General features: G+C 63.7%; 20 protein-coding genes. 12 read left to right on the forward strand and 8 right to left on the reverse strand.

The genetic code is table 11. The features are described 5' to 3' along the window. Positions 1-17: 17 nt before the first annotated feature. From AC3A4M_RS03115 to AC3A4M_RS03130, 4 genes are all read left to right on the forward strand, one after another. Positions 18-407, forward strand: a complete 390-nt coding sequence (locus tag AC3A4M_RS03115; RefSeq protein ID WP_498733931.1) for a GntR family transcriptional regulator — start codon at positions 18-20, stop codon at positions 405-407. Next, complete coding sequence (locus tag AC3A4M_RS03120; RefSeq protein WP_498733932.1) at positions 404-1339, forward strand: ABC transporter ATP-binding protein; 936 nt, start codon at positions 404-406, stop codon at positions 1337-1339. Before AC3A4M_RS03115 ends, AC3A4M_RS03120 begins: the two co-directional genes overlap by 4 nt. After that, on the forward strand, positions 1336-2025 hold the full coding sequence (locus tag AC3A4M_RS03125; protein ID WP_498733934.1) for a hypothetical protein: 690 nt from the start codon (positions 1336-1338) through the stop codon (positions 2023-2025). Before AC3A4M_RS03120 ends, AC3A4M_RS03125 begins: the two co-directional genes overlap by 4 nt. Before the next feature lie 120 nt (positions 2026-2145). After that, positions 2146-3165, forward strand: a complete 1020-nt coding sequence (locus tag AC3A4M_RS03130; RefSeq protein ID WP_498733936.1) for a 3'-5' exonuclease — start codon at positions 2146-2148, stop codon at positions 3163-3165. A gap of 5 nt (positions 3166-3170) precedes the next feature. Here the strand turns inward: AC3A4M_RS03130 and AC3A4M_RS03135 are convergent, their stop codons facing one another. Together AC3A4M_RS03135 and AC3A4M_RS03140 are read right to left on the reverse strand one after the other, a co-directional pair. Next, positions 3171-4097, reverse strand: coding sequence for an SDR family NAD(P)-dependent oxidoreductase (locus tag AC3A4M_RS03135; protein ID WP_498733938.1), 927 nt, complete (start codon positions 4095-4097; stop codon positions 3171-3173). Between the two features lie 29 nt (positions 4098-4126). Next, positions 4127-5179 carry an ADP-ribosylglycohydrolase family protein gene (locus AC3A4M_RS03140; protein WP_498733940.1) on the reverse strand — a complete coding sequence of 351 codons (1053 nt, stop codon included), beginning with the start codon at positions 5177-5179 and terminating at the stop codon, positions 4127-4129. 174 nt (positions 5180-5353) lie between these two features. Here AC3A4M_RS03140 and AC3A4M_RS03145 point away from each other — a divergent pair, with 174 nt between their 5' ends. The 4 genes from AC3A4M_RS03145 to AC3A4M_RS03160 all read left to right on the forward strand — a co-directional run bounded on the left by AC3A4M_RS03145 (position 5354) and on the right by AC3A4M_RS03160 (position 12157). Beyond that, positions 5354-6394: an MIP/aquaporin family protein gene (locus tag AC3A4M_RS03145; protein ID WP_498733942.1), complete on the forward strand. Its 1041-nt coding sequence runs from the start codon at positions 5354-5356 to the stop codon at positions 6392-6394. Positions 6395-6530: 136 nt separating this feature from the next. After that, positions 6531-7691: an exonuclease SbcCD subunit D gene (locus tag AC3A4M_RS03150; protein ID WP_498733944.1), complete on the forward strand. Its 1161-nt coding sequence runs from the start codon at positions 6531-6533 to the stop codon at positions 7689-7691. Beyond that, complete coding sequence (locus AC3A4M_RS03155; RefSeq protein ID WP_498733947.1) at positions 7688-10765, forward strand: AAA family ATPase; 3078 nt, start codon at positions 7688-7690, stop codon at positions 10763-10765. Before AC3A4M_RS03150 ends, AC3A4M_RS03155 begins: the two co-directional genes overlap by 4 nt. A 72-nt stretch (positions 10766-10837) precedes the next feature. Beyond that, a complete protein-coding gene (locus tag AC3A4M_RS03160) occupies positions 10838-12157 on the forward strand; it encodes an MFS transporter (RefSeq protein WP_498733948.1) in 1320 nt (439 codons plus the stop codon). Here the strand turns inward: AC3A4M_RS03160 and AC3A4M_RS03165 are convergent, their stop codons facing one another. Further along, the gene (locus AC3A4M_RS03165) at positions 12158-12922 is read right to left on the reverse strand and encodes an IclR family transcriptional regulator (protein ID WP_498732644.1); all 765 of its coding nucleotides are present in this window, start codon (positions 12920-12922) and stop codon (positions 12158-12160) included. Positions 12923-13479: 557 nt separating this feature from the next. Between AC3A4M_RS03165 and AC3A4M_RS03170 the strand changes: the two genes are divergently transcribed. Further along, a complete protein-coding gene (locus AC3A4M_RS03170) occupies positions 13480-14868 on the forward strand; it encodes an MFS transporter (protein ID WP_498733951.1) in 1389 nt (462 codons plus the stop codon). A gap of 125 nt (positions 14869-14993) precedes the next feature. Here the strand turns inward: AC3A4M_RS03170 and AC3A4M_RS03175 are convergent, their stop codons facing one another. The 4 genes from AC3A4M_RS03175 to AC3A4M_RS03190 all read right to left on the reverse strand — a co-directional run bounded on the left by AC3A4M_RS03175 (position 14994) and on the right by AC3A4M_RS03190 (position 19518). Then, on the reverse strand, positions 14994-15869 hold the full coding sequence (locus AC3A4M_RS03175; protein ID WP_498733953.1) for an endonuclease/exonuclease/phosphatase family protein: 876 nt from the start codon (positions 15867-15869) through the stop codon (positions 14994-14996). Positions 15870-16160: 291 nt separating this feature from the next. Further along, complete coding sequence (locus tag AC3A4M_RS03180) at positions 16161-17648, reverse strand: APC family permease (protein WP_498733955.1); 1488 nt, start codon at positions 17646-17648, stop codon at positions 16161-16163. 178 nt (positions 17649-17826) lie between these two features. Further along, positions 17827-18774, reverse strand: coding sequence for an AraC-like ligand-binding domain-containing protein (locus tag AC3A4M_RS03185; protein WP_498734090.1), 948 nt, complete (start codon positions 18772-18774; stop codon positions 17827-17829). A 147-nt stretch (positions 18775-18921) separates the two neighbouring features. After that, positions 18922-19518: a TetR/AcrR family transcriptional regulator gene (locus AC3A4M_RS03190; protein WP_498733956.1), complete on the reverse strand. Its 597-nt coding sequence runs from the start codon at positions 19516-19518 to the stop codon at positions 18922-18924. A 152-nt stretch (positions 19519-19670) separates the two neighbouring features. Between AC3A4M_RS03190 and AC3A4M_RS03195 the strand changes: the two genes are divergently transcribed. From AC3A4M_RS03195 to AC3A4M_RS03205, 3 genes are read left to right on the forward strand one after another with little or no spacing between them, the layout of a single operon-like run. Beyond that, the gene (locus tag AC3A4M_RS03195; RefSeq protein ID WP_498733958.1) at positions 19671-21581 is read left to right on the forward strand and encodes a primary-amine oxidase; all 1911 of its coding nucleotides are present in this window, start codon (positions 19671-19673) and stop codon (positions 21579-21581) included. A 36-nt stretch (positions 21582-21617) separates the two neighbouring features. Further along, positions 21618-22100 (forward strand): hypothetical protein, encoded by a 483-nt coding sequence (locus tag AC3A4M_RS03200; protein WP_498733960.1) that lies wholly within the window; start codon positions 21618-21620, stop codon positions 22098-22100. Between the two features lie 30 nt (positions 22101-22130). After that, positions 22131-23675, forward strand: coding sequence for an MFS transporter (locus AC3A4M_RS03205; protein WP_498733962.1), 1545 nt, complete (start codon positions 22131-22133; stop codon positions 23673-23675). A 133-nt stretch (positions 23676-23808) separates the two neighbouring features. Here the strand turns inward: AC3A4M_RS03205 and hpaD are convergent, their stop codons facing one another. Next, positions 23809-24882 (reverse strand): 3,4-dihydroxyphenylacetate 2,3-dioxygenase, encoded by a 1074-nt coding sequence (gene hpaD / locus AC3A4M_RS03210; RefSeq protein ID WP_498733963.1) that lies wholly within the window; start codon positions 24880-24882, stop codon positions 23809-23811. Positions 24883-24904: the final 22 nt, after the last annotated feature.

The following is a 24904-nucleotide window of genomic DNA, read 5'->3' on the forward strand; positions in this document are numbered from 1 at the left end:
GAAGGGTAGGTGGGCAGATGATCGATGAATCACGTCCGATCTTCATGCAGATTGCCGAGCTCATCGAGAACGACATTGTTGATGGGGCGCTGGCGGAAGAGGCGCAGGTTCCTTCCACCAACGAATTTGCGGCCTTCTACCGAATCAATCCGGCTACGGCAGCCAAGGGCGTCAACCGGCTGGTGGACGAGGGCATCCTCTACAAGAAGCGGGGAATAGGCGTGTTTGTAGCCACGGGCGCGCGGGCTCTGCTGTTGGACAGGCGAAGGGAAGAATTCTTCCGCCAATATGTCCAGCCGCTCGCCCGGGAGGCACGCAAGCTCGGAATCAGCAAGGAGCAGCTGGCGCAAATGCTCAGCCGCAGCGAAACAGACACGGAAACCAGTGAAAGGAGTGTGGCACAGTGACAGCCCCAGGCGACTCGACCATCATCGAAATCCGCAATGTCACCAAGCGCTACAAAGACACCACGGCCCTCGACGACGTCAGCATGAAGATCGACGGCGGCAAGATCTACGGTCTGCTCGGACGGAACGGAGCCGGCAAGACCACACTGATGTCGGTGCTGACCGCACAGGGTTTCCAGACCTCCGGGGAAATCCGGATCTTCGGCGAGCATCCCTACGAAAACGACAGGGTCCTGAGCCGGATCTGCTTCATCCGCGAGTCGCAGAAGTACCCGGATGATTTCACCGCTGAACAGGCCTTCGCTTCGGCCGCGCTGTTCTTCCGCAACTGGGACAAGGCCTTTGCGCAACGGCTCGCCCAGGACTTCCAGCTGCCGCTCAAGCGCCGGATCAAGAAGCTCTCTCGCGGCCAGCTGTCCGCGGTCGGAGTCATCATCGGTCTGGCGTCCCGCGCGGAGCTCACCTTCTTCGATGAGCCGTACCTGGGACTGGACGCTGTGGCCCGGCAGATTTTCTACGACCGGCTTGTCGAGGATTATTCGGAGCATCAGCGCACCATCATTCTTTCCTCGCACCTGATCGATGAGGTGGCGAACCTGCTTGAGCACGTGATCGTGATCGACAAAGGCAAGATCATGATCGACGACGACGCCGAGGCCATCCGCGGCTCGGCGTTCACCGTAGTCGGCACGGGCACCAGGGTCGCTGCCTTTACCTCTGGCCGCGAAATCCTGCACCGGGAGTCCTTGGCCTCGCTGGCTTCGGTCACCGTCCAGGGCCGCCTGAGCGTAGCCGAGCGGACCGAAGCGGCGGAGCTCGGCCTGGAAGTGGCGCCGGTATCCCTGCAGCAACTCATCGTCCGCCGGACCATGGGCGCTGGCGCCGAACTGTCCATGAACGGGGCGGCTACCGAACTGGAGGTCTCACCATGAACCGCATTGCCAACGTTGCCAGGATGCAGCTCATCAATAAGTGGACCTTCCTGGGCATCCCGGCGGTCATCATGGCGGGTGCCTTCCTGGTCACTTATGCCATCTGGGCGCTGATTCCGGACAGCGAGTCCACCGTGTACTCCGGGGCAGCGCAGGCTGTCATGTGGTATTTCCTGGCCCTGGGGATCCAGTCGCTGACCCTCACCTTCCCGTTCTCGCAGGCCATGAGCGTCAGCCGCAGGACGTTCTATCTGGGCACCGTCGGCTTGTTCGCCGTCGTCGCCCTGGCCATCAGCGTCCTGTACTACATACTCGGTCTCGTCGAGGTAGCCACCAACGGCTGGGGCCAGAACGGGCAGCTCTATGCCCTGGGCTGGATTGCGGACAGCCACGGCGTAGTCCAGATCCTGTTTTACTTCATCGCCATGCTGGCCCTGTTCATGGTCGGCTTCTGGTTCGCCACCGTCTACAAACGTTGGCGGGCCACGGGCATGCTGATTGTCTGGATTGCGATTGCCTTGGTGCTGCTGGGCCTGGTGGCGTTGGCCACATGGCAGGGCTGGTGGCCCGCGGTCGGCGCGTGGTTCGTGGCGCAGACGCCGCTGAGCGTCTCGGGCTGGGTTGCACTCTTCTGCGCCGTCCTCGCCGCGGGCTCCTACCTCACCCTGCGCCGGGCCGAGCCGTAGGAAGCAGAGCTGCGCTTCAGCGACACCCAAAATAACGACGGCGGCTGCCGGCCTTGGTGCCGGCAGCCGCCGTCGTGTTTATGGCAGGAACTGTCCTGGCGGGCCGGTACTCTTGAGGGCGTGGGAATCGAGTTCACGGCCATAGACTTTGAGACAGCAAACGGGTTCAGGGGCTCTCCGTGCTCCGTGGGTCTGACCAAGGTCCGTGACGGGCAAGTGGTGGAAGAAGCCTCCTGGCTGATGCGTCCTCCGGACGGCTTCGACCACTTCGATCCCCGCAACGTCCAGATCCATGGCATCACCGCTGATATGGTCGCCGGCAGTCCGCGGTTCGGGGAGATCTTTCCCGAGATGGCCGGCTTTATTGGTGCGGATGTCCTGGTGGCCCACAATGCGGCGTTCGATATGGGCGTGATCCGGTCGGCGCTGGAAGTCTCGGAGCTCTCCGGGCCCGCCTATGACTACGCGTGCACCGTCATTCTTTCGCGGCGCAGCTACTCGCTGGTGTCCTATTCTTTGCCGTTCGTCGCCGAAGCCGCCGGCGTTCCGCTGCTGAACCATCACGATGCAGTCGCCGATGCACGGGCCTGCGCCGGCATCATGGTGGACATTGCCGCCCGGAACTCGGCGGCCAGCGTTGCCGAACTTCTGGTCGCCATGCAGCTGCCGGCATCGCGGCTGCAGGAATACGTCCCGGGCCGCGACGGCCTCTCCAAACCGACAGTCAACGCCCGCAACCGCCAGGAAATCGCCGGCACAGCCGGGGGAGCGGCGCCGAGTACCGCCTGGACCTATTGGCCGCAGGAAGGCACCAATCCGCCGGCCAACCGCGAGGCGGACGAGACGCATCCGCTGTTCGGCCAAACCATCGTGTTCACCGGCAACCTCGGGATCGAACGCCAGCAGGCCAAGATCCGGGCGGCCGCACTCGGCGCCCAGCCGGCCAGCACCGTAACGCGCAAGACGAGTGTCCTGGTCGTGGGGGATGGCTTCGTCGCGGCGGACCTCAAGCGGGGCCGGATTACCACCAAGGCCCAGAAAGTCCTGGCGCTGCACGGGCGCGGCCAGCAGGTCGAGGTCCTCTCCGAGGGGGAGTTCCTGCAGATGCTCGGCGGCGAATGGCCGTCCACTAGCTCCTGACCGGGCTAAAGATCCAGCCGGAACCCGGTCAGCTCCTGGGAGAGATCGATCAGCCTTGACGCGGCGTTCCGTTCCAAGGCATGGGACTGCGGCCGTACCAGCGCGGGCTGGCCCCGGAGCTGGAACGGCCCGTCCGGCCCCCAGTAGTCCCCGTTGCGGACCTCGTCGTCCACGGCAGCGCGCACCAGCGGCCAGGCGCCGGCGTCCTTGCCTTGTGCGAAGGGGCGGCTGAACCGCCGCTGCATACCCGGGGCGGGCCGATAGGTAGCCACGCCGGGCCGGTGCGGGGTGAACATGCTGCGGGAGTAGCCGGGATGGGCCACCACCGAGGTGGCCGGGGAGCCCAGCAATTCCAGCCGGTGCGCCAGTTCAAAACCGAAACTCATGACCGCCAGCTTGGACAGGGCATAGGAGTGGTAGCTCGAGTACTTGCGGGGATGTGCCGCTGTGGTGAAGTCCGGCCTCACCCAGCGGTGGCTGACGCTGCCCACATGAACAATCCGGCTGCCGTGCGCGGCCAGCGCGGGCATCAGTTCGGCGACCAGCGCGAAATGGCCCAGGTGGTTGGTGCCGAACTGGAGCTCGAAGCCATCCGCAGTGTTCTGCCGCAGCGGGGAACCGATAACGCCGGCATTGGCCACGAGACTGTCGATATGCTCCAGCTCCGAAAGCTGCGCAGCCGCGTGCCGTACCGAGGCCAGACTCGCCAGGTCCAGATGCTGGTAGGTCACGGCTGCTTCCGGACAGTGGGCCTTGATCGCGGTGATGGCAGCTGTGGCTTTCTGCGGATTCCGCGCGGCGATGACGACCTTGGCGCCTGCTGCGGCCAGCTGCTCCGAGGTGAAATAGCCCAGGCCCGCGTTTCCGCCGGTGACGACCACCGTTTTTCCGTGCAAGGGCGGCAATGCGTTGGGGATCCAGTCCTGAGTCATGAAACCAGCGTATCGGCCGCTCCGGCTGCTTACGCCGGCGCCTCGGTCTGGGCCAGGAAGCGGGCCGCCATGCCGAGAACCACCTCCGGCGCTTCTGCCGCATCAACCCAGGACCGGGGCAACACCGCCTCCCCGTAGAAAGCCCCGAGGATGTTCCCCGTGATGCTCCCGGTGGAGTCGCTGTCGCCGTCGTGATTAATGGCTATGGCGAGGGCGCTGCGGAAGTGCTCTTCCGGCGTCGTACTCCCTTCGGTAACCAGGACCGCATAAAGCGCGACGGCGAGTGCCTCCTCGGCGACCCAGCCCTCACCCAGCGCTGCGGTGAGTTCCGGCGGGGCCACCACACCCTGCTCCGCCAGGCCGATCGCCTCGCGGAGCCTGGCGGCGAGCTCGGGGGCGGATGTTTCCTGTTCGGCGCGGGTGAAAACGGCAGACGCGGCGCCCGCGAGGCCGGCGTTCTCGTGGACCAGCAGCCGGATGAGGGAGGCGAAGGCCGCGGCGCTGTGGTGTGCTGCCGGGTGGCCGTGGGTCAGGGCAGAGCCGTTGACCGCAAGGATGTACACCGTTTCCGGCGTGACGAACGGCAGCAGCCCGAACGGGGCGGAGCGCATCACGGAGCCGCAGCCCTTGGACCGTGGATTCAGCGGCCGGGCCAGTGTCCCCATGTCGCCCGTGGCAAGCGCCGACAAACATGCCTTGCCCGGCGCGCGGCGCTGCTTGAGAACCGGCTGGGCGTCGATCCAGCGCGGGGCCGGCTCCGGGGCCGACTCGGGAAATGCGCCTTCCTGGCCGGCGTACCAGCGCAGATAGGCCAGCCAGAGGAGTGCCGTCTCGTCGGCGGCAGTGCCGTCGTTGGCCCATTCCAGTGCCTCCACCAGGGCGTCCACCGTATAAAGGGTGAGCTGCGTGTCGTCCGAGATATGGCCCGGGGAATCCAGTTGGGAGAAATCGCGCAGCCCGTCCGGGCCGAAACGTTCCTGGATCTGGTCCCAGCGGGAAAACTCAACGGCATAGCCCAATTGGTCGCCGAGGGCACCGCCCAGCAGGCAGCCGCGGACGCGGGAAGCGAAGTCGGTAATCACCCCTCCAGCTTATCCGTGCCCCATCACCGGTTGGCCGGGGCAGGGCGGGGCTTCAACAAGCGTCGCCCAGGCTGTTCAGCGAACGTTCAGCTTTTTCCCAGCATCAGGTGAAACGCTGTAGTCGTTTTGTGATCGGATGCCGGTCCAGTACCGGCCCAAGGAGGTAATAACCAGATGTCGACAGAGCAGGCTGAGAACCCCCAGCCACGTCCCGCACCGCCGGCCGTGAGGGAGCTGCCTCCCCGGCTCGGGGAGGGCTATGGGATGTCGGCGCGGATCGCCGCCGAGATTGCGGGTGCCTTTCTGTTGTTCTTCGGTGCCTTGGGCATCGGCATGTTCAACCCGCAGGGCGGATTCGCCGTACCGTTCGGGTTCGGATTGGCCGTGATCGCCGGCATGCTGGCATTCGGCCACATCTCCGGCGGACAGTTCAACCCGGCCATCACGCTGGGCAGTGCGCTCGCGGGCAGGACCAGCTGGAAAAACGTTCTGCCGTACATCATCGCCCAGCTGGTCGGGACATCGCTGGCCGCCGTCGTGCTGTGGGTCATCATGCGCAGCCACCCGGTGGGATCCCAGGCCGCCCAGGTATTCTCCTCCGTGGCCAATGGGTATGCCTCCGGCGAAGACCTCGGCTTCACAATGGCCGGCGTCTTCCTCGCGGAAACGATCGGCACCGCGATGCTCGTGGCCATTTACCTCGGTGCCACCTCTTCGCGCGACCGCCTGCGCAGCGCTCCCTACGCCGTGGGTCTGGCCTTCGCCGTGCTGACCGCCGCCCTGCTGCCGATCTCCAACGCAGGCATGAACCCGGCACGCTCCACCGCCGCGGTTTACTTCGCCGAGCCGGCCGCCCTGGGCGAGCTGTGGCTTTTCTGGGTCGCCCCGGTGCTGGGCGCCGTGATTGCCGGACTGCTGTACCGCAGTGCTGAAACCGTGCCTGCCGTCAAGACGAAAAATGCGGACGACGCCGGACGGCAGGCTTCGGCTGCTGCCGATACCTCCACTGCCGGTTCCGTTGCCGGTACGCCTACGGGCACCACAGCCGGCGAAGGCGTCGCCGGGGGCAAAGCGGTGGTAGATACCGTCGAAGACGACAAGAAGATTGCTGACGGCAAGCCTGGCCGGGATGATCTCGGTGCCGCCGAAGCCCGCGACTTCTTCGACCAGAAACCGGCTCCCAAGGACGCCGGCCGCAAGGACTCCACCGAGTAAGGCGCTACCGCCGCCTGCTTTGAGTAGCTGTGTCCCGTCCCTGCCGCAGGGGCGGGACACAGCTGTGTAAAAGGACACCTGTGGATAACGGCAGGTCTGCGAAAAACTGTCAGAGCCGGCAGGTAGCTTTGAAGCCATGAAGCTTTTGCACACATCGGACTGGCACCTTGGCCGGTCTTTCCACGGCGTCGGCATGCTTGGAGCGCAACAGCACTTCATCGACCAGCTGGTGGATACGGTCCGGGAACACAGCGTGGATGTCGTGCTCATTGCCGGGGATGTGTATGACCGTGCCCTGCCGGGGGTGGACGTCGTGACGATGTTTTCGGACGCGCTGTCCAGAATCCGGTCGGCCGGCGCCAGGATCATCCTGACCAGCGGCAACCATGACTCGGCCTCGCGCCTGGGCTTTGGCGGCGCCATTCTGGCCCACGGCGGCGTCCACCTGCGGACCCGGATTGCCGAACTGGCCACCCCAGTGGAACTTGAGCTGGACGGCGCCACCCTGGCCGTTTACGGCATTCCATACTTGGAGCCGCGGCTGACGGCAGAGGAACTGGAGGCAGCCGCGCCCACGCACACTGCCGTGATGCGTGCCGCACTCGAACGCATCCACCAGGATCTGGAGAGCCGCAGGGCACACGGGCCGATCCGTTCGCTGGTCATGGCCCACACCTTCGCCAGCGGCGGATTGACCTCGGACAGCGAGCGGGACCTGAGCATCGGCGGAGTAGGGGCAGTCCCGTTGGATCTCTTCGATGGCCTCGACTATGTGGCGCTGGGCCATCTGCATGGGCGCCAGGAGCTGAGCGCATCGGTGCGCTATTCCGGTTCGCCCCTGCCGTATTCGTTTTCCGAAGCCGGCCACCACAAGGGCGGTATCCTGCTTGAATTTGACCGGGGCGGCTTTGTGGGCGCCGAGAACGTCAGTTGGGACACCGGGCGCCGGCTCGCCGTGCTGCGCGGCAGCATGGTGGACCTGCTGGAATCCGACAAGCATGCCGCGGCAGAAGATTCCTACTGCCAGATCACGGTTACGGATGCCGAGCGGCCGCTGAAAGCGATGGAACGGCTCCGCGCCCGTTTCGCCCATACGCTGGTCCTCGCTTTCGAGCCGGAAGGAGGCCCACGGACGGACCGCCTAACCTACAGCGAACGTATCGCCAAAGCACAGGATGATCTGGAGGTCTGCTGCGGTTTTCTTGACCATGTACGGTCCCGGTCAGCGGGGGATGCGGAACGAGGTTTGCTGATGGAAACCCTGGCCAAAGTGCAAGCCGCGGAGGTGTCAGCATGAGGCTGCACCGGCTGGAGATCCAGGCCTTCGGCCCGTTCGCGCAACGCCAGAGCGTGGATTTTGATGAGCTCAGTGCCCACGGTCTGTTTCTGCTCAACGGCAAGACCGGCGCAGGCAAGACCAGCATTTTGGATGCGGTATGTTTCGCCCTGTACGGATCCGTTCCCGGTGCCCGGCAGGGCGGCAAACGGTTGCGAAGCGACCACGCGGACCCGGCCTTGGCACCGGAAGTAGTGTGTGAGTTCAGCGCCCGGGGCCGCCGCTTTGAAGTGACGCGCTCGCCGCAATGGGACCGGCCCTCCACCAGGTCAAGCAAGGGCAGTGTTACCGAACAGGCGCGTACCCTTCTGCGCGAACTCGTCGACGGCAGTTGGATCGACAAATCGGCCAGGAATGACGAAGCCGCCATCGAACTTGGCGACGTGCTGGGCATGAGCCTCGACCAGTTCACCAAAGTGGTGATGCTGCCCCAGGGCGAATTCGCGGCTTTCCTCAGGGCGGATGCCAAAGAGCGGCGTCCGCTGCTGCAGCGTCTGTTCGACACGGACCGCTATGAGCTGATCGAGGAATCCCTGGCGGCAGACGCCGCCGCGGCACGGGCTGCTTTTTTAACCGCCGAATCGGAGGTGGGACACCTGCTGCGCCGTGCGGAGGAAGAAGCGAACCGTCACTTGGCGCCCGAACAACTGCCGGAGGACGGTGCACCGGCCGCCGAGAAGCTGCAGCATCTGCACTCGTCCGTCGAGCGGCTCGCGCAGGAGGCAGAGGACGCCGTCGGGAGCGGCCGCAGGACACTCGAAGAACTCAGGAGCGGCATTGCGCGTCAGGAAATGCGCCTGGCCGACCACGCGGACTGGCTTCTCCTGCAGAGTCTGGAAGCCGAGCAGACGGCAGGGGCGAACGGATCCAGCCGGCGCGCCCAGGTACTTACGGCCCACCGGGCCGCGGAACTGCTGCAATCCAGCATCCGGCACCGGGACCAGGCTTCATCCAGGACCGGGGACAGTCTCCACGCGGCACAGGCAGCATTCGAACGCGCAGCGCGCCATCCGCTATGCGGCATTTACGCGCCCGATTTCGCATCCGGGAAGTTGGAACTGCCAGCTACGGGAGCCGACCGGGCCCAGGCATTGATCGAAACTGCTGCAGGCACCATCGGTCATGAACTGGGCAGAATCCGCGTGCTCTTACCTGAGGAAGCCCGTCTCAAGGAGGCCAGGACCCAGGCGGAGAGGCTGCTGCAGACTGCGGATCAGCTTGACCGCCGCTACGAAAAGGTGGATGCGGAGGCAGAAGCTACCCGCGCTGCCGGCGAACAATTCGCCGTCGACCTGGCCGCTGCCGATGGCACGGACTCGGACGTCGAAAGGCTCAGGCAGCAGTTGAAAGTGGCAGAGGCGGTCGCGGAAACGGTGTCCGCCTACGGCGCCTGCCGCGCCCGGGCTGACTCTGCCAGGCGGGTGCGCGATGAAGCCAATGCACTGCAACTGCAGTTGAAACAGCACTGGCTCGACCTTCTGGAGCGGCGGCTGGAGCAATCAGCCGCTGAGCTCGCCCACACACTCGAACAGGGCGAATTGTGCCCGGTCTGCGGATCGGACGAACATCCGCGGCTGGCAACAGCAGACAGCGACAGCATGGTAAGCCGGGAAGAGGAAGCCGCAGCCCGTCGGGAGCATGCCCAGGCCGAGACTGCCTACGCGAAATCGCAAGAAAGTTTTGCTGCCCTCGGGAATAAGTTGGCGGCCCTGGCGGCTCAAGGCGGGGAAACCGAACCGGAAGCGGCTGCTGCCGCTGTCCGCGACCTGCAGGAGCTCCTTGACCAGGCACAGGAGGCCGCACAATACCGCGAGCGTCTGCGCGGCCTGATCGAAAAGAGCCGGGACGAGCTCGCGGCGCTGTTGAGCCAGGGAGCGGAACTGGCTGTCGCTGCTGCCGGTGCCCGCTCGGATGCCGAGGCCGCGGCGCGGCAGGCCGACCAACTGGAGCAGAAGATTGCATCGGTTCTCCCGTCGGGCGGCACACTGCAGGAGCTGGCGGAGGGCTTGACCGCACTGGACGGCCTGCTCAGGCAATGCCGTCAGTCGCTGGGGGAGTACTCGTACGCGCTGGCAACCCTGGAACGGTGCACCAGTGAGCTTGAGGACGCCATAGCCGGTTCGGAGTTTGGCTCGGAAGCGGATGTCCTGGCCGCGCTCCTTCCGACCCGCGAGCTTGAACAGGTGCAGCTGCAGGACCGTGCGTATGCCTCCCTTGGCCAGCGCATCGAACTGCTGCAGGCCTCGGACCGCGTCGCCCGTGCTCGGCAAGCTCAAACTGATGGGGAACCGTTGCCGGACGAAGCGGAGCTGGAGGATCTACGGCACAACGCGCTGGCTATGGAAACGGAGCTGCAGGCCGCGGCCGTGCGGCACGGGGTGCTGCGGGAGTCCGAGGAACAGCTCCTCGGCTATTGCCGGCGGTTGGAGGCAGCAGCAGCATCGTTGGAGCCGGTCCGGGCACGTTTCGAGCTGGTGCAGTCCGTTGCCGACACGGTCCGTGGCCTGGGTGAAAATGAACGGAAAATGACGCTCACCACCTACGTCCTTGCTGCCCGGCTCGAGCAGATCGCCGCGGCGGCCTCGGAACGCCTGACTGCCATGACGGATGGACGTTACCGGCTCGTCCATGACGACTCGAAGTCGGGCAACAAGAAGTCGGGCCTTGGACTCCATGTCAGTGACGAATGGACCGGACAACGCCGCGATACCTCGACGCTCTCTGGCGGTGAATCCTTCATGGCATCGCTTGCCCTTGCCCTGGGGCTGGCGGATGTGGTCCAGGCTGAGGCAGGCGGGGTCGATATCGAAACTCTCTTTGTGGACGAAGGATTCGGCAGCCTCGACGAACAGGCGCTTGAACAGGTGATGGACGCCCTCGAAGGCCTCCGCGACGGCGGCAGGGTCGTAGGACTGGTCAGCCATGTGGCCGAAATGAAGCAGCGCATCGGAGCGCAGCTGCAGATCAGCAAAGGCCGCGATGGCTCCACCGTGCGGATGATGACGGCGGAATCACCGATCTTGCAGCCGGTGTAGGATAGTGCCGTTATCCGGGTTGGGCGCATCGGGAGGCGGGACGATGCGCGGTTCTTGCTATCGGAAAATGACATGACACGAAGTGCGGACTCAACTCCAACTCCCAACGCCCCAGCGGCTGAGGCCACGGGCGACGTGCCGGAAGTATCATCGTCAGGCAGTATTTTCGGCCGTTACGCCCGCCTGCCAGCCTTGGCGGGACCAAGCTTCCTGCCCATTGCCTTCCTCGCACGGCTTCCCTTGGCCATGCTCACGGTGGGAGCGCTGACTCTGCTCACCGCCGTAAGCGGGTCGTACGCTATCGGTGGCTTCGCCGCCGGGGCGGTCGGCATCGGATCCGCCATCGGCGCCCCGGCGATCGGCTATTTCGCCGACCGGGCAGGCCAACGCCCTGTCCTGCTGATTTCGGCTGTTGCCCACACACTGAGCATTGGCCTCGTCCTTGCCGCAGCCTACCTCACTGCCAATTTCGCCGGGCCGGAGATCTTTTTCGCCCTCTGCGCTGCGCTGCTTATGGGAGCCACTTGCCCGCAAGTGGGTCCGCTGGCGCGCGTGCGGTGGATGGCGATGACGAGGAACAACAAGCAGGAACTCGATACGGCCCTGTCCTACGAAAGTACTGCCGACGAGCTGACCTTCGTGCTGGGGCCGGCACTGGTGGGACTGCTGGCGGCCTTGGTAGCACCCTGGCTGCCGTTTGCGCTGGCGGCAACCCTGACCATCGTGATGGTTTCGGCCTTCGCCGTCCACCCGACCTACCGCAGCGTCCAACCAGTGACCCCGAAGCTGGTTGAACGGCACCCGCAGGCAGCGGCCGCGGCGCGGAAGACCCCGGTGAACTGGGGAGTTGTCATTGTTCCTGTGGCCGGGATGATTGCCATGGGGACGTTCTTCGGCGCCACCCAGAATGCTTTGAATGCGTTCGGCGGTAGCTTTGGCGCGGCGGACACGGCAGGCCTGCTCTATGCCGTGCTCGGACTGAGTTCCGCTGTGACGGCGTTGTCTGTCGCGTACTGGTCGGAGACGTTTTCCCACGCCTCACGCTGGATCGCCAGCGCCGCAGCAATGGCCGTCCTGAGCCTGCTGCTGTTCCTGCCAACTGAAGTGGTGCCGATGCTCGTAGTACTGCTGCTCGTGGGTCTGCCCGTCGGACCGACGATGGTCACGATCTTCACCATCGGGGGAAAGGTCGCTCCGGACGAGCGGCTGGGCACCGTTATGACCCTGCTGGCTAGCGGGGTAGTGCTCGGCTCGGCCCTTGGCTCCGGAGTTGCCGGGGCGATTGCCGAAACATCGGGGTACCAGGGTGCCTTCGTGGTTGCGGCCGCCGCGTCCGTGGCCATGCTGGCCGTGAGCATTCTCGGTGCCATGCTGGTCCGCAACCGGAGGTAGTCAGCGGAGTTCGTCCTCTATTGCGGCAGCTGCCCGGATCAATTCTGCCCCCAACTCAGCCTCCGGCTTGTCAGTTCGGACGTAAACGACGGCGACCGCAGCCGGCAACTGTCCGGGAATGCGGATAGGCGCCGCCACCGAGGAGGTTCCCGGTATGACCTCCTCGTGGCTGACGCTGTAGCCGACTTCGCGGGCTTTCCTGGCCTCGGGACGGTACGCCTGTCCCGAGGCCAGTTGTTCCCATTGCTCTTCGGTTAGGGCGGACTGGATGGCGATACCCGGACCGCCTGCGCTGAAGGAGTGTCGCGTGCCCGGCCGCTGGGCCAAGGTGGCTGAAGCATGGCGCGGTTCCACCGTGATAAGCGTGACGCAGTCTCGCTGGTCCCATACGGCGAGGAACGCCGTCATGGCCAGTCCATTAGCCAAGGCAGTCAGCTCCGGAAGCGCTGCCGATTGAAGATCACGTGAGACCCCGCGGGCCAGTGCAGCCAGACCCGGTCCGGCCTGAACTCGCCCGGCGGAATCACGCAGCACCAGCGAATGGTCCTCGAGCGTACGTAGAATCCGGTAGGCGATCGACCGGTGGACGCCGAGAGCCTCCGAGAGTTCCGCGATCGTCATCGGCGACCGTGCCTCGGCCAATATCTCAAGAGCTCGAATCCCGCGGGACAAAGTCTGCGAGTGGGCGGGCGCTTTGGCTGATCCCTCCGCGCGCGCCGAGACACCAGCGGGAACCGCTGGTGTTGAAATACGAGCCTCACTCATCAGCCCATCCTATTTTCCGTCGGAGAGAACCATCGCACACAGAATTGTGTCTGCGCTCATATTCCTACATTGTTCTATATCGGGACGCGATGTTCAAATATAGAACGGATGGGCAGGGGTGCGCGACCAATGCGGTACAGTGCATTGCTGCACACCAAGCATCATGATGAATGGCCGCGCACTTCGATGAGAAGGACAGTGTCGTGTCTTCGAGGGCCTCTTCGTGCCGATCGGGCGCATCATCCTGCCGGCCGTAGCCGTGCAATGCCCGTCGTGGCGTAACCCGGTGCCGGTGCACTTGTGGCGCATCAGGTTGTCGCCAATGCGGTCGTCAAGGGCGCCTTCTTCCTGGGCCTGAACCTCCGCTTTTGGCCGGAGCCGGTGGACCCGTTGCGTGGAATGCTGCTAGCTCCTGTCGCCACTGCTGGCACTGAAGCGCCGTTGCCTAATCGTTAGGCTTCGGACTGTGCCCCAAGTCACCATCGTGTAATATTGCCAGAGTCACATTACCGACCGTTCTGTAAGTAATGTTCCCGTTCGGACAATCGGAGTTTCTCATGTCAACGTCAGAAGAACTGGCAGACAACCTTCCTCCCGCTACACGGCACGAGGAGCGGAAGGTTCTAGCCGGAACGCTGGTCGGCACCACCATCGAGTGGTACGACTTCTTTATCTATGCCCAGGCGGCCGGCATGGTGCTCGCCGGCCTCTACTTCGCCCCGCTGTCGCAGGAGAGTGCGGGCCTGGCCCAGATTGTGGCCTGGGCCTCGCTGGGCATCAGCTTCCTCTTCCGGCCGCTGGGTGCCATCGTTGCCGGCCATTTGGGCGATCGGCTGGGGCGCAAGCTTATGCTGGTCTTTACCCTGCTGCTGATGGGTCTGGCTACAACCCTGATCGGTGTCCTGCCGACTTACGCGGAGATTGGTATCTGGGCTCCGATCCTCCTGGTCTTCCTCCGGATCCTGCAGGGCTTCTCAGCGGGCGGGGAATGGGGCGGTGCCGCTCTGATGTCTGTGGAGCATGCTCCACGCAACAAGCGTGGTTTCTTCGGCGCCTTCCCCCAGATCGGTGTTCCCTGCGGGATGATCCTGGCCACCGGTGTTATGTGGCTCTTGACCACGTTCATGACGGAGGAGGCCTTCCTGAGTTGGGGCTGGCGTATTCCGTTCCTGTTCTCCGTGGTACTGATTGTTGTCGGCTATCTGATTCGCCGGACAGTCGATGAGAGCCCTGTCTTCAAGGAGATGCAGGAGCGCAAGAAGGAATCTGCTGCCCCTCTGGGCCAGTTGTTCAAGCACAACTGGAAAGAAGTCATCCTGACGGCATTGATCTTCATTGCCAACAACGCTGCCGGCTACCTGCTGATCGCTTTCTTCGCCTCCTACGCAACCAAAGAAATCGCCGATGGCGGGCTGGGCATGGACCGCTCCGCCGTGCTGCTGGCGAGCACCTTGGCAGCGTTCGGCTGGCTGGCCTTCACCATGTATGGCGGCATCCTTTCCGACAAGATCGGGCGAATCCGCACTTTCCAGATCGGCTACGTTTGGGTTCTGCTGTGGGCCGTTCCGATGTTCCTGCTGATCGACACCGCCAGCATCATTTGGTTCACTGTGGCGGCCTTTGTGCTGACCATCGGGCTCGGCCTCTCCTATGGCCCCCAGTCGGCACTGTACGCGGAGATGTTCCCTGCCAACGTTCGCTACTCCGGTGTCTCGATCGGTTACGCGATCGGCGCGATTCTGGGTGGCGCTTTCGCTCCGATGATCGCTGAGTTGTTGCTGGGGTGGACCGGCACCACCATTTCCATCGGAATCTACATCGCGGTGCTATCTGTGATCTCGCTGGTGGCGGTGTCCGTGGTCAAGGAAACCAGGGGCGCCAATCTGCGCGTGGAAGAAGCGCACCGGGAATACCTGCAGAAGCATCCTGAGGCTCGCCAGAACTAGAAGTTCTCGGGCCATGAAGGCGGGCGGGCTGTTGCGGATCTCCACGTAGCAGCCGGCCCGCCTTCAGCCTGGCACCGCCGATGGTTGCATCCCTGACAGTACGAGTGGAGATCTGCGTCCTCCTGCTACGGAGGTGGAGTGCCAACGGGCCGCACGGGAATCTGGTAGTCCGTGTACAGGCCGTAGTGATCACTTGGCTGCCTTGCCGCATCTGGCTCCGCTATCCGCCTGCACTGGGCTACGGCTAGCGACGGTCCGTGGACGCCGCAGCGGTTCATGACGTAATCGATCCGCCGGCCGGGGTCCAACGGCATGTCGCCGTTGCGGACCAGGACGTTGCGCGGGCTGAAGGTGTGGCCGGGTTCATGCGGATGCTTAACGGTCCAGGAGTCCTGGTAAGCGACGCTGATTCCTTCCAAAGACTGCAGGCCGGTCCAGAACCTGATGCTGGCAGAGTCCGGTGCGGCGTCGAAGTCTCCGGCGAGTATGACATGGCGGCCTGCGCTGTCCAGCAGTCTTTCCACCTCGCGTGCGGTCGCCACTGCCTGTAGCTCACGTTCACGTTCGTAGCCGAGCTGCCCAACGGGCTTGTGATGGACCATGAGGAACGTGCCCCAGGGAGTTGGTGCGTGGATTTCGGCAATCACGGCCGAGTACCAACTGTCAGCAGAAGTTCGTGGCGAAACATCCAAGTCCAGCTCGTGGAGCACGACGATGGGCCAGCGGGAAGCAATCACAGAACCTGTGCCGTCAGGAGCCGTCCTGGTGTGCCGCACGATGTAGTACCCGGATCCGATGAGTTCGGCGGCCGCGTCATGGGTTCCGGTGGCGTCGATTTCCTGCAGGGCGTATACGTCGGCTTCCAACCGTGATAAACATTCCTTGAGCAGCGGACGCCGGACCAGCCAATGGGCGTGGGAGGGGGAAAGCACGTTCATCGTGGCGATGCGCAGAATGGTGGTCGGGCGCCGTGGCTGCCCGGGTCTCTCGTGAGCCGGCATGGAGCTCCTTATTCGAGTGCTGGATCTGGCGCTGCTACTTTCATGCCAGCATTCCTGCCAGAGGTCAAGCCGACACGATGGGTAGTTCTCCCCATCGCAGTTTTCTGCACAAGTCCATAGGCTAGGGGAGGAAGCCGGGCTTGGGAAGAAGCCCGCTTCGTCTGATCCCGGGTCTTTGAACGAGAGGCCTGAGACAGAAAAACCGGCGCTGCACAGCCCCCCAACCTCTGCAGCCCCGGTTCTTCTGTTTAACGCCGTGATTGTGTTGTACTCTGGCTGGCAAGCGCCGGCCTAGTCATCCCCGTTTCCGCCGCTACCGATGCCGCTGTAAACCTGTGGCCTGGCACTTTTCAGATACAGTCCCCAGAGCACTCCGAGTACGCCGGGCACCAACGCGACTGCGGGCAGGATCCATGAAAGCGGTGACGTTCCCACGGTGCCTATGAGTACATCGAAGTTGACAACGATCATGACGAATACGGCGCCCAGGAGTGCGGCAGCGAGTGCCGGAGCCACGATACGCGTCCAGACGGAATATCCTTCACCGTGCCTGCGGAAGTATCCGATGACGGCCAGCGAAATCAGGACGAGCAGCAGGACAAGACCGAATGCCCCGGTGTTCGTCAGCCAGGTAAAGAAGGTCAGGACAGGATACAGCGGGCCAAGCTCGGACCCGATGCCAGCGACGGCGAAAATGAACAGCATCACCAGGGCAAGCGCGGATTGGACGAGCGAGCCGGCAACGGGAGCATGGCTTTGCGGACCGACGTAACCCAGTCGCCTTGGGAGGACTCCTTCCCGTCCCAGCGAGAAGACATACCGCGCTACGGCGTTGTGAAAGGCAATGAGCGCGGCCAGAAGACTCGTGATGAACAGGACCTGCGTGATGTCCGCTGCGACAGTACCCGCATGCGCGCTCAGAAAGACGAAGATCAGGTCGGGGCCGAATTCCTGGGATTGAGCGACAACCTGGCTAGGCCCTGTTGCGATGGTTGTTGCCCAGGCCGAAAACCCGTAGAAGAGTGAGATGACGGCAATGGCGATGAACGTAGCCCGCCCGATCGAACGTTTGGGATCTTTGGCCTCCTCACTGTAGATGGCGGCCGACTCGAAGCCCATGAATCCGGCAATGCTGAACGCCAAAGCTGCGCCCACTCCTGCAGTAAACAGGTTCGATGGGGCCAGGCCCGCTGCCGAGATACCTTCCGGCTGCACGGCCAAGGCGACAATGTCGAACACAATGACAGCCAGGAATTCGAGACCCACCAGAACGGCGATCACTTTGACCGACAGATCCACCTTGTTGATGCCGAGCCAGCCGACCATCAAGAATCCGACGGCGGCGGTCAGCCACCATGGAACTTCGGTGCCGATCTTGCTGCCGATGAACGAGGCGGACGCGAAGCCGAACAAGCCGTAAATGCCGATCTGCATGGCGTTGTAGGCGACCAGCGCCACCCACGCCGCGCCGACTCCGGCCGCCCGTCCCAACCCCTGGGCAATGTATGCGTAGAAGGCCCCGGCGTTGCGGATGTGGGCGCTCATTGCCGAGTAGCCCACCGCAAAGACTGCCAGGCAGACCCCAAGGACCAGAAAGGACGCCGGAATTCCCACCACACCGGTAACGGCGAAGTTGCTGGGTGTGCCGCCGGCGATTACAGTCAGCGGGGCCGACGCGGCAATGATCATGAAAACAAGGGCAGGGACGCCCAGAGTCCGGCGGCTTAAGCCTCGAGTCTCTGTGCTCGGTGGAGTTTGCAGTGCTCGTTGCTGTGTCATTAAAACCTCCGACGGGAGAATAAAAGATGTCTCGATTGTGGCATCAATCACTCGGCAAGGGGTTGTCGTCGCGGGCAGCGGTCTTGTCTAAGCGTGCACAGCTTGCGGTACGGTACTGATCGCGGTGATGCGCGGGCTCTAGCTGATGCTGGGAGCTTGGTGCTCGGATGCCCGTTGTTCAGCCCAGGCGGTAGGCGCTGGGCGTTTGTCCGTAGGCACTGCGGAAGATGCGGCTGAAGTGCGCTGCATCGACAAAGCCCCACCGGTTGGCAATGGTTCCGACGGGCCGGTCGGCAAGAATGGGATCGCGCAGATCCCGCCGGCAATGTTCCAGTCTCCGTGCCCTGATCCAGGTGGCGACAGTGGCATCGGCATGGTGGAAGATGTTGTGCAACTGGCGGGTGGAAATGTAATGGGCAGCCGCAATGTTCGCCGGAGCTAGGCCCGGATCGCCGAGGTTGGCTTCGATGTACTGTCGAATCCTGACCAGCAGTTCGCTATGTCGTCCTTCCTCGGTGCTTCGTCTGGTGCTGAGTTCGTTGTCGAACATGGTGGCGATCAGGTCGACGGCGTTGTGCGCCAGCCGATGGCCGCTCGGTCCGGTGAGTACTTCCAGGTTTTCCGCCAGTTGCATCATGAACGGGCTGATCATTCGACCCAGACCTTGGTCTCCGGCCATCCGCACGGCAGTCAGCTGACCCACCTCGTCGGGGGAGAGATCCAGGACGTCATGGGGAAACATGACCACCAGTGTCCGGAAGTCCTCCTCAAACGCCAGGGTGTAAGGCCGGTGGGTGTCGTACACGGCAATGTCGCCAGGAGACAGTGCGGCTTCTCGGTTGTCCTGGATGAGGATGCCGTGGCCGGAGAGCTGCAGGTTCAACTTGAAGAACAGCCGGTCGGACCGTTCGATCAGCGCCGGAGTGCGCAGTACCTGATGGCCTTTTGCAGTCACCTCTACGATGGAAAGTTCGTCCAGCACCCGCGAACGCAGCACCCCACTGAAATCCTGGCGTTTGTCCGAGCGGACCTCCAGGGGCACGAAGGATTCGGACACCAAGTGGTGCCACTGGCTGAAGTTATCGGCGACGGCTGTCTGCACGTCACCGGACTGCTGTCCCCGCATGCTGCGCACTGTAGTTGCTGCCACAACGTCCCCTTTACTTCTACCCGCCCTTAGCTGCGGCGTGTGTGGTTAAGCACACTCCGTCCAATCTAGCGGCTTTTATCGGTCGCCGCCATGTTTTTCGACAGCGGGCGAAAAATGCAGCGGTTAGGAGCGAGCCGCCAGCAGCTCCAGATAGCCATCCAGCTGGGCGGCCAGCTGGGCCGGGGAGTAGTGGCCCGGATCCAGTACAGCAGTAATTTGCGCGCCCAATACCATGTTCATGACATGCCCTGCGATTGCTTCATCGCTGACGGCGGTTGAAACCTCGCCGTCGGATCGCGCCTGCTGCAACTGCTCGACCAAGCTTGTCCGCCACTGTTCCATTGAGGAATCGTGAAGTTCCGCCTTGGACTCGTCGGTCAAGGCTTTTTGCCAAAACGGAATCACGATGCGGGCCTCGTTCAGCCGGTCTTCGTCCAGTGGAAGAATTTCCTTACAGTACGCGCGAAGCGCGGCCAAGCCGGTCTTGCCTGTGGTGGCAGCGGCCATGCGCCGGTTGGTCTGATTGAAGACGTGCTCAAACGCAAACGCGAGCAAGTCATCTTTCGTGGGGAAGTAGGGCTTGAGCGCACCATTGGCAAAGCCTGCTTCGGCTGCAATCTCACGCATGGTAGCGGCATCCATACCAAGACGGGCGATGATCCGCCAGGTGGCGCTCACCAGTTCCAACCTGCGTTGGTCGTGGTCGACGATCTTCGGCACTTCTTGCTCCCTTGGAAAATTTTGGGTCTCACCCCTTGTGATGCATCTTACTGGCCGTTATTCTCTACAGACATAGAAAAACAAAGTTCGTAGCCGAGGCCGTCACTAAGGGCATCGATACGGCCAGCAACTTCCTATTTGAAAGGGTAGCCATGACCACCTCAGCGGGAGTCACCAACACTGCCTACGCTTTGGCTACGGCCGATGAAATCAGCCGGGTCCGCGAAATCCTTGCCGACCACGGTCTGGTACGCGACGCGACGAGGTTTGCGTACCTCGGACTGACTGATCCTCCACGCGGGCCCCAGGGCGCGGAGGACCGGCGCTTCCGCGCCTTTTTGCATGATGTCTCGGGTGCCGCGCCCCAGGATGTCACTGTCTCGGTCACGGAGAACCGCGTGCTGTCCGTGGCTGAACTGGATACTTCGCTCACGGGTGAACTGCCCGTGCTGGAGGAAGAATTCGAGATCGTTGAGCAGATTCTTGCCCAGGACGGACGCTGGCTGAAAGCGCTCGCGGAGCGGGGGCTCGACGTCGACAAGGTGCGGGTGGCCCCGCTATCCGCGGGGGTATTCGAGTACCCGGAGGAGAAGGGCCGCCGGATCCTGCGTGGCCTGGCCTTCTACCAGGAGTTCCCCGAGGACAGCGCCTGGGCCCACCCGATCGATGGCCTGGTGGCCTACGTTGACGTAGTCGATAAGAGCGTGGACCAGGTGCTGGACTTCGGCGCAGTGCCGGTCCCCGCCGAGCACGGCAACTACACGGACCCGGAACTGACCGGGGAACTGCGCACCACCCAGAAGCCGATCGAGATCACCCAGCCGGAGGGGCCGAGCTTCACCGTGACCGGCGGCAACCACATCGAATGGGAAAAGTGGAGCTTCGATGTTGGTTTCGACGCCCGCGAAGGCGTGGTGCTGCACAACATCGCGTTCCGGGACGGCGAACGCCACCGCTCCATCATCAAGCGCGCTTCCATTGCGGAGATGGTTGTCCCCTACGGTGATCCGTCACCTGTGCGCTCGTGGCAGAACTATTTCGACACGGGCGAATACCAGGTGGGCCAGTACGCCAACTCCTTGGAATTGGGCTGCGACTGCCTGGGCGACATCACCTACCTCTCGCCGGTCATTGCCGACGGCTTCGGCAACCCACGCGAGATCCGCAACGGCATCTGCATGCATGAAGAGGACTCAGGCATTCTCGCCAAGCACTCCGACCTATGGACGGGTATCAACTACACCCGCCGCAACCGCCGCATGGTGGTCTCCTTCTTCACCACCATCGGCAACTACGATTACGGCTTCTACTGGTACTTGTATCTGGACGGAACCATCGAGTTCGAGGCCAAGGCCACCGGCATCGTGTTCACCAGTGCGTACCCAGGCAAGGGGTACGAGTACGCGTCCGAGATGGCACCAGGACTCGGTGCGCCGTACCACCAGCATCTCTTCAGCGCACGGCTGGACATGGCTCTGGACGGCTTTACTAACCGGGTGGAGGAAGAAGAAGCGGTAAGGGTGCCTACCGGTGAAGGCAACGAACGCGGCAATGCCTTCACTCGACGTCGTACTTTGCTGGCCAGGGAGTCGGAGGCGGCCAGGGAAGCGAACATGGCAGCGGGGCGTACCTGGCACATTTCCAATCCCGAATCGCTGAACCGTCTCGGCGAGCCAGTGGCCTACAAGCTGTACCCGGAGGGCCAGCCGACCCTGCTGGCGGATCCCGGTTCTTCGGTAGCCCGGCGCGCGGCTTTCGCCACCAAGGATCTTTGGGTCACGCGTTATGACGACGCCGAGCGGTACCCCACCGGAGACTTCGTAAACCAGCATGCGGGTGGGGCAGGCCTGCCGGCCTATGTTGCCCAGGACCGGAATATCGACGGCGAGGACATTGTCGTCTGGCATACTTTCGGCCTGACGCACTACCCCCGGGTTGAGGACTGGCCGATCATGCCGGTCGATACGGCGGGCTTCAAGCTCCGCCCCGACGGTTTCTTCGACCGCAGCCCCGTTCTGGACGTGCCGCCGAGCAAGCCGGCCGGCGGGCACTGCCACCGGTAGCGGGTCCTGATGTTGCAGCTGATGAGGCCGAAGGCGGTGGCTGAGACCGGATGGCACGCCCGTCTTTGCTCCCTCGCCGCCTTCGTCGCGGTCGCCGCCCACTTTTGGATGGCATGGGCGCACCGGGACAGTTGGTGGCAGGCCGGGGTGATGCTGGCGATGGCTGTTGCCTGCCTGCCCTGCGCCCTCGTCCTGTGGCGGGCGGGCGGGGCGGGGCCGGCGAAGATGCTGATGCTTGCAGCCCTGTCGATGGCGGCGTTCCACGCCGTGCTCCTGCTGGCGCCGAACGGCGGGGTAAGCCACAGCCATCACGCCGAAGCAGCTGCCTTGGCTCCGGCCGCTACGGCAGCTGGCGCCGGATCGGGCGGAATGCTGGTGCTGATCAGCTGGGAAATCGTAACCGGGATGCTGGCGGCAACCTGGCTCCGGCGCCGAAGGGAAACGCTCAACTATAGCTGGGCTGAAGCTCCAATGGTAGACCGATGCGGCGCCTCGCCGACATTACAGCGGAAGTTTTGACCCCGACAGGTGCGGGCGTATGAATGGAGGGTGACCGCACCGCTGAATCCGTCCCAGGATCCGGACTATGTTCCGGATCCTGGCCGTTGGCGCATTCTTGGGGTCCTGCTGGTCACTGTCTTCATGGCGCTGGTGGGCGTCAGCATTGTCAATGTCGTGCTGCCCTCGATCCAGACCGGGCTGGGTGCTAGCCAATCCGATATCCAGTGGGTGCTCTCCGGGTATGCGCTGACCTTCGGCATTGTGCTGGTGGCCGCCGGGCGCGCCGGCGATATCTTCGGCCGGGGTCCGATTTTCATAGCAGGGTTGGTGATCTTTACCCTCTCGTCGATCGCCGCAGGCCTGGCCCCCGATGCGTTCACACTGAACATCGCCCGGTTCATCCAGGGCATTGGCTCCGGGCTGCTCAACCCGCAGGCAATCGGAATGATCCAGCAGTACTTCCGGGATGGCGAGCGGGCCCGGGCTTTTGGCCTGATGGGCACGGCCATTGGTGTCTCGGTTGCCATCGGGCCGTTGCTGGGAGGTTTGCTGGTCCAGATTTTCGGTGTGGAGCACGGTTGGCGCTGGACGTTCCTAGTCAACGTTCCCGTGGGCATCCTGGCCCTGATTCTGGCCTTCCTCTGGTTCCCGAAGCCCATGCTGAACGGCTCACCTCCGGCACGTGCCGCACCTGTGGAGGTCGCCGACCCCGAGTCCATCCCGCTGGGCCGGGCATGGTTGCCGTTTACCAAAGCACGGCCGCCCGGCTATCAACCGCGGGACCTGGACCCTTTCGGGGCGTTCCTGCTGGGCCTTGCCGTCCTTATTGTGCTGCTGCCCTTCGTCGAGTCTCGCGGCTCGGCCTGGACTTGGGCGATGCTGCCCGCCGGTTTGGCGGTCCTGGCCCTGTGGGCGTGGTGGGAGCACCGTTACAAACTGCGCGGCCGCAGTCCGATGGTGGATCTGCACTTGTTCCGCGGCGCAGGCTTCACCAATGGCACCATCATTTCCGGGCTCTACATGCTCGGCATGACCAGTGTCTGGGTTCTCGTTGCGCTCTACGTCCAGAACGGGTTGGGACGTACCGCGTTGGAGGCAGGCCTCATCAGCTTGCCCGCAGCCATCATGGCAGCCGTGGGGTCCCACTGGTCCGGCGGAAAGGTGATGGAGTACGGGCGGCGGGTAGTGATCTGGGGAATCCTGTGCGCCCTCTTCGGGCTGGGTTCGAGCGTGCTGGTCATCCATTGGCAGACGGCGTTCGGCCTGAACTTTTGGTGGCTGCTGTTTACGCTGTCCTTCGTGGGCACGGCCCAGGGGCTGGTGATCAGCCCGAACCAGACGTTGACACTTGCCGACGTTCCCCTGGATTATGCGGGCAGCGCCGGGGGAGTGCAGCAGACCGGACAGCGGATCGGAACCTCCGTAGGGATCGCGATGATGACGGCAATCGCCTTTGCCACCTTGGCCCAAACGGATTGGCAAACGGCCATTACCGTGGGCTTCGGCGCGATCGCCTGCGTGGTCCTGGTAGCGCTGGCCGTAGCAGTCAAGGACCACCGGCGTCGGCTGGTCGAAGTAGCCGGCGCCGCATAAAGGCGCCACCGTACGGTGTCTTGAACGTCCGCCGGAACGCACGGCGGCTAAGGCGATTAAATGCACGACGGCGGGGCCCGGCTGTGTGCCGCACCCCACCGTCGTTCTTTGCTACGGCTTTGCTCCAGCTTGGCTAGAGTTGGGCGCCGACCTTGAAGCCGCGTTCCTCGCCCGGTTCGCGGGTGTAGGAGAAGCCGTCGGCTCCGATGGTCACGGCCATTTCGGAGGCGTCGGTACGCTGGATGACCGGCTGGGGGTTGCCGTCCAGGTCCAGGACCAGGGAGGCCTCGGTGTACCAGGACGGCACCACCGGGTTACCCCACCAGTCGCGGCGCTGGTTGTCGTGGACGTCCCAGGTGACGGCGGGGTTGTCCGGGTCTCCGGTGTAGTAGTCCTGAGTGTAGATCTCGATGCGGTGGCCATCCGGATCCAGGATGTACAGGTAGAACGCGTTGGAGACGCCGTGGCGGCCGGGGCCGCGTTCGATCCGGTCGGAGATGCGCAGGGCGCCCATCTTGTCGCAGATCTGGATGATGTTGTGCTTTTCGTGCGTGGCGAAGGCAACGTGGTGCATGCGCGGGCCGTCGCCGCCGGTGAGGGCGGTGTCGTGGACGGTCTGCTTGCGGTGCATCCAGGCGGCGTAGGTGACGCCGTCGGAATCCTTGATGTCTTCGGAGACGCGGAAGCCCAGGTCCTCCAGGTACTTGCGCCCGCGGGGTACGTCCGGGGTGACCTGGTTGAAGTGGTCCAGGCGGACCAGTTCGCCGGCGCTGTAGAGGTCGTAGCGCTGGGTGAGGCGCTCGACGTGCTCGACGTCGTAGAAGAACTCGTACGGGAAGCCCAGCGGGTCCTCCACGCGGACGGAGTCCCCGATGCCCTTGGAGAAGCCGTCCTTGCGGCGCTCGGTGCGGCAGCCGAGTTCCTTGTAGTACGCCTCGGCGGCGTCCACTTCGGCCGGGGACTTCACCCGGTAGGCAAACGATGCCACGGCGGCGACCGGGCCCTTGCGCAGCACCAGGTTGTGGTGGATGAACTCCTCGAAGGAGCGCAGGTAGATGGTGTTCTCGTCCTCTTCGGTCACGTGCAGGCCGAGGACGTCCACGTAGAACTCGCGGGACTTGGCCAGGTCCGTCACGACCAGATCCATGTACGCGCAGCGGACAATGTCCGGAGCTGGGACGCTGGGCTTGGGAATTTCGTTGCTCATGGTGTTCATTCCTTCGTCGCTG

This window comes from Arthrobacter sp. Soil_C_60 (assembly GCF_057656375.1).

Coding starts and splice junctions, on each gene's coding strand:
- AC3A4M_RS03170 (WP_498733951.1), top strand. CDS start 13,480: ATGTCAACGTCAGAAGAACTGGCAGACAACCTTCCTCCCGCTACACGG.
- AC3A4M_RS03150 (WP_498733944.1), top strand. CDS start 6,531: ATGAAGCTTTTGCACACATCGGACTGGCACCTTGGCCGGTCTTTCCAC.
- AC3A4M_RS03115 (WP_498733931.1), top strand. CDS start 18: ATGATCGATGAATCACGTCCGATCTTCATGCAGATTGCCGAGCTCATC.
- AC3A4M_RS03185 (WP_498734090.1), bottom strand. CDS start 18,774: ATGCGGGGACAGCAGTCCGGTGACGTGCAGACAGCCGTCGCCGATAAC.
- AC3A4M_RS03160 (WP_498733948.1), top strand. CDS start 10,838: ATGACACGAAGTGCGGACTCAACTCCAACTCCCAACGCCCCAGCGGCT.
- AC3A4M_RS03180 (WP_498733955.1), bottom strand. CDS start 17,648: ATGACACAGCAACGAGCACTGCAAACTCCACCGAGCACAGAGACTCGA.
- AC3A4M_RS03195 (WP_498733958.1), top strand. CDS start 19,671: ATGACCACCTCAGCGGGAGTCACCAACACTGCCTACGCTTTGGCTACG.
- AC3A4M_RS03155 (WP_498733947.1), top strand. CDS start 7,688: ATGAGGCTGCACCGGCTGGAGATCCAGGCCTTCGGCCCGTTCGCGCAA.
- AC3A4M_RS03165 (WP_498732644.1), bottom strand. CDS start 12,922: ATGAGTGAGGCTCGTATTTCAACACCAGCGGTTCCCGCTGGTGTCTCG.
- AC3A4M_RS03135 (WP_498733938.1), bottom strand. CDS start 4,097: ATGACTCAGGACTGGATCCCCAACGCATTGCCGCCCTTGCACGGAAAA.
- AC3A4M_RS03125 (WP_498733934.1), top strand. CDS start 1,336: ATGAACCGCATTGCCAACGTTGCCAGGATGCAGCTCATCAATAAGTGG.
- AC3A4M_RS03145 (WP_498733942.1), top strand. CDS start 5,354: ATGTCGACAGAGCAGGCTGAGAACCCCCAGCCACGTCCCGCACCGCCG.
- hpaD (WP_498733963.1), bottom strand. CDS start 24,882: ATGAGCAACGAAATTCCCAAGCCCAGCGTCCCAGCTCCGGACATTGTC.
- AC3A4M_RS03175 (WP_498733953.1), bottom strand. CDS start 15,869: ATGCCGGCTCACGAGAGACCCGGGCAGCCACGGCGCCCGACCACCATT.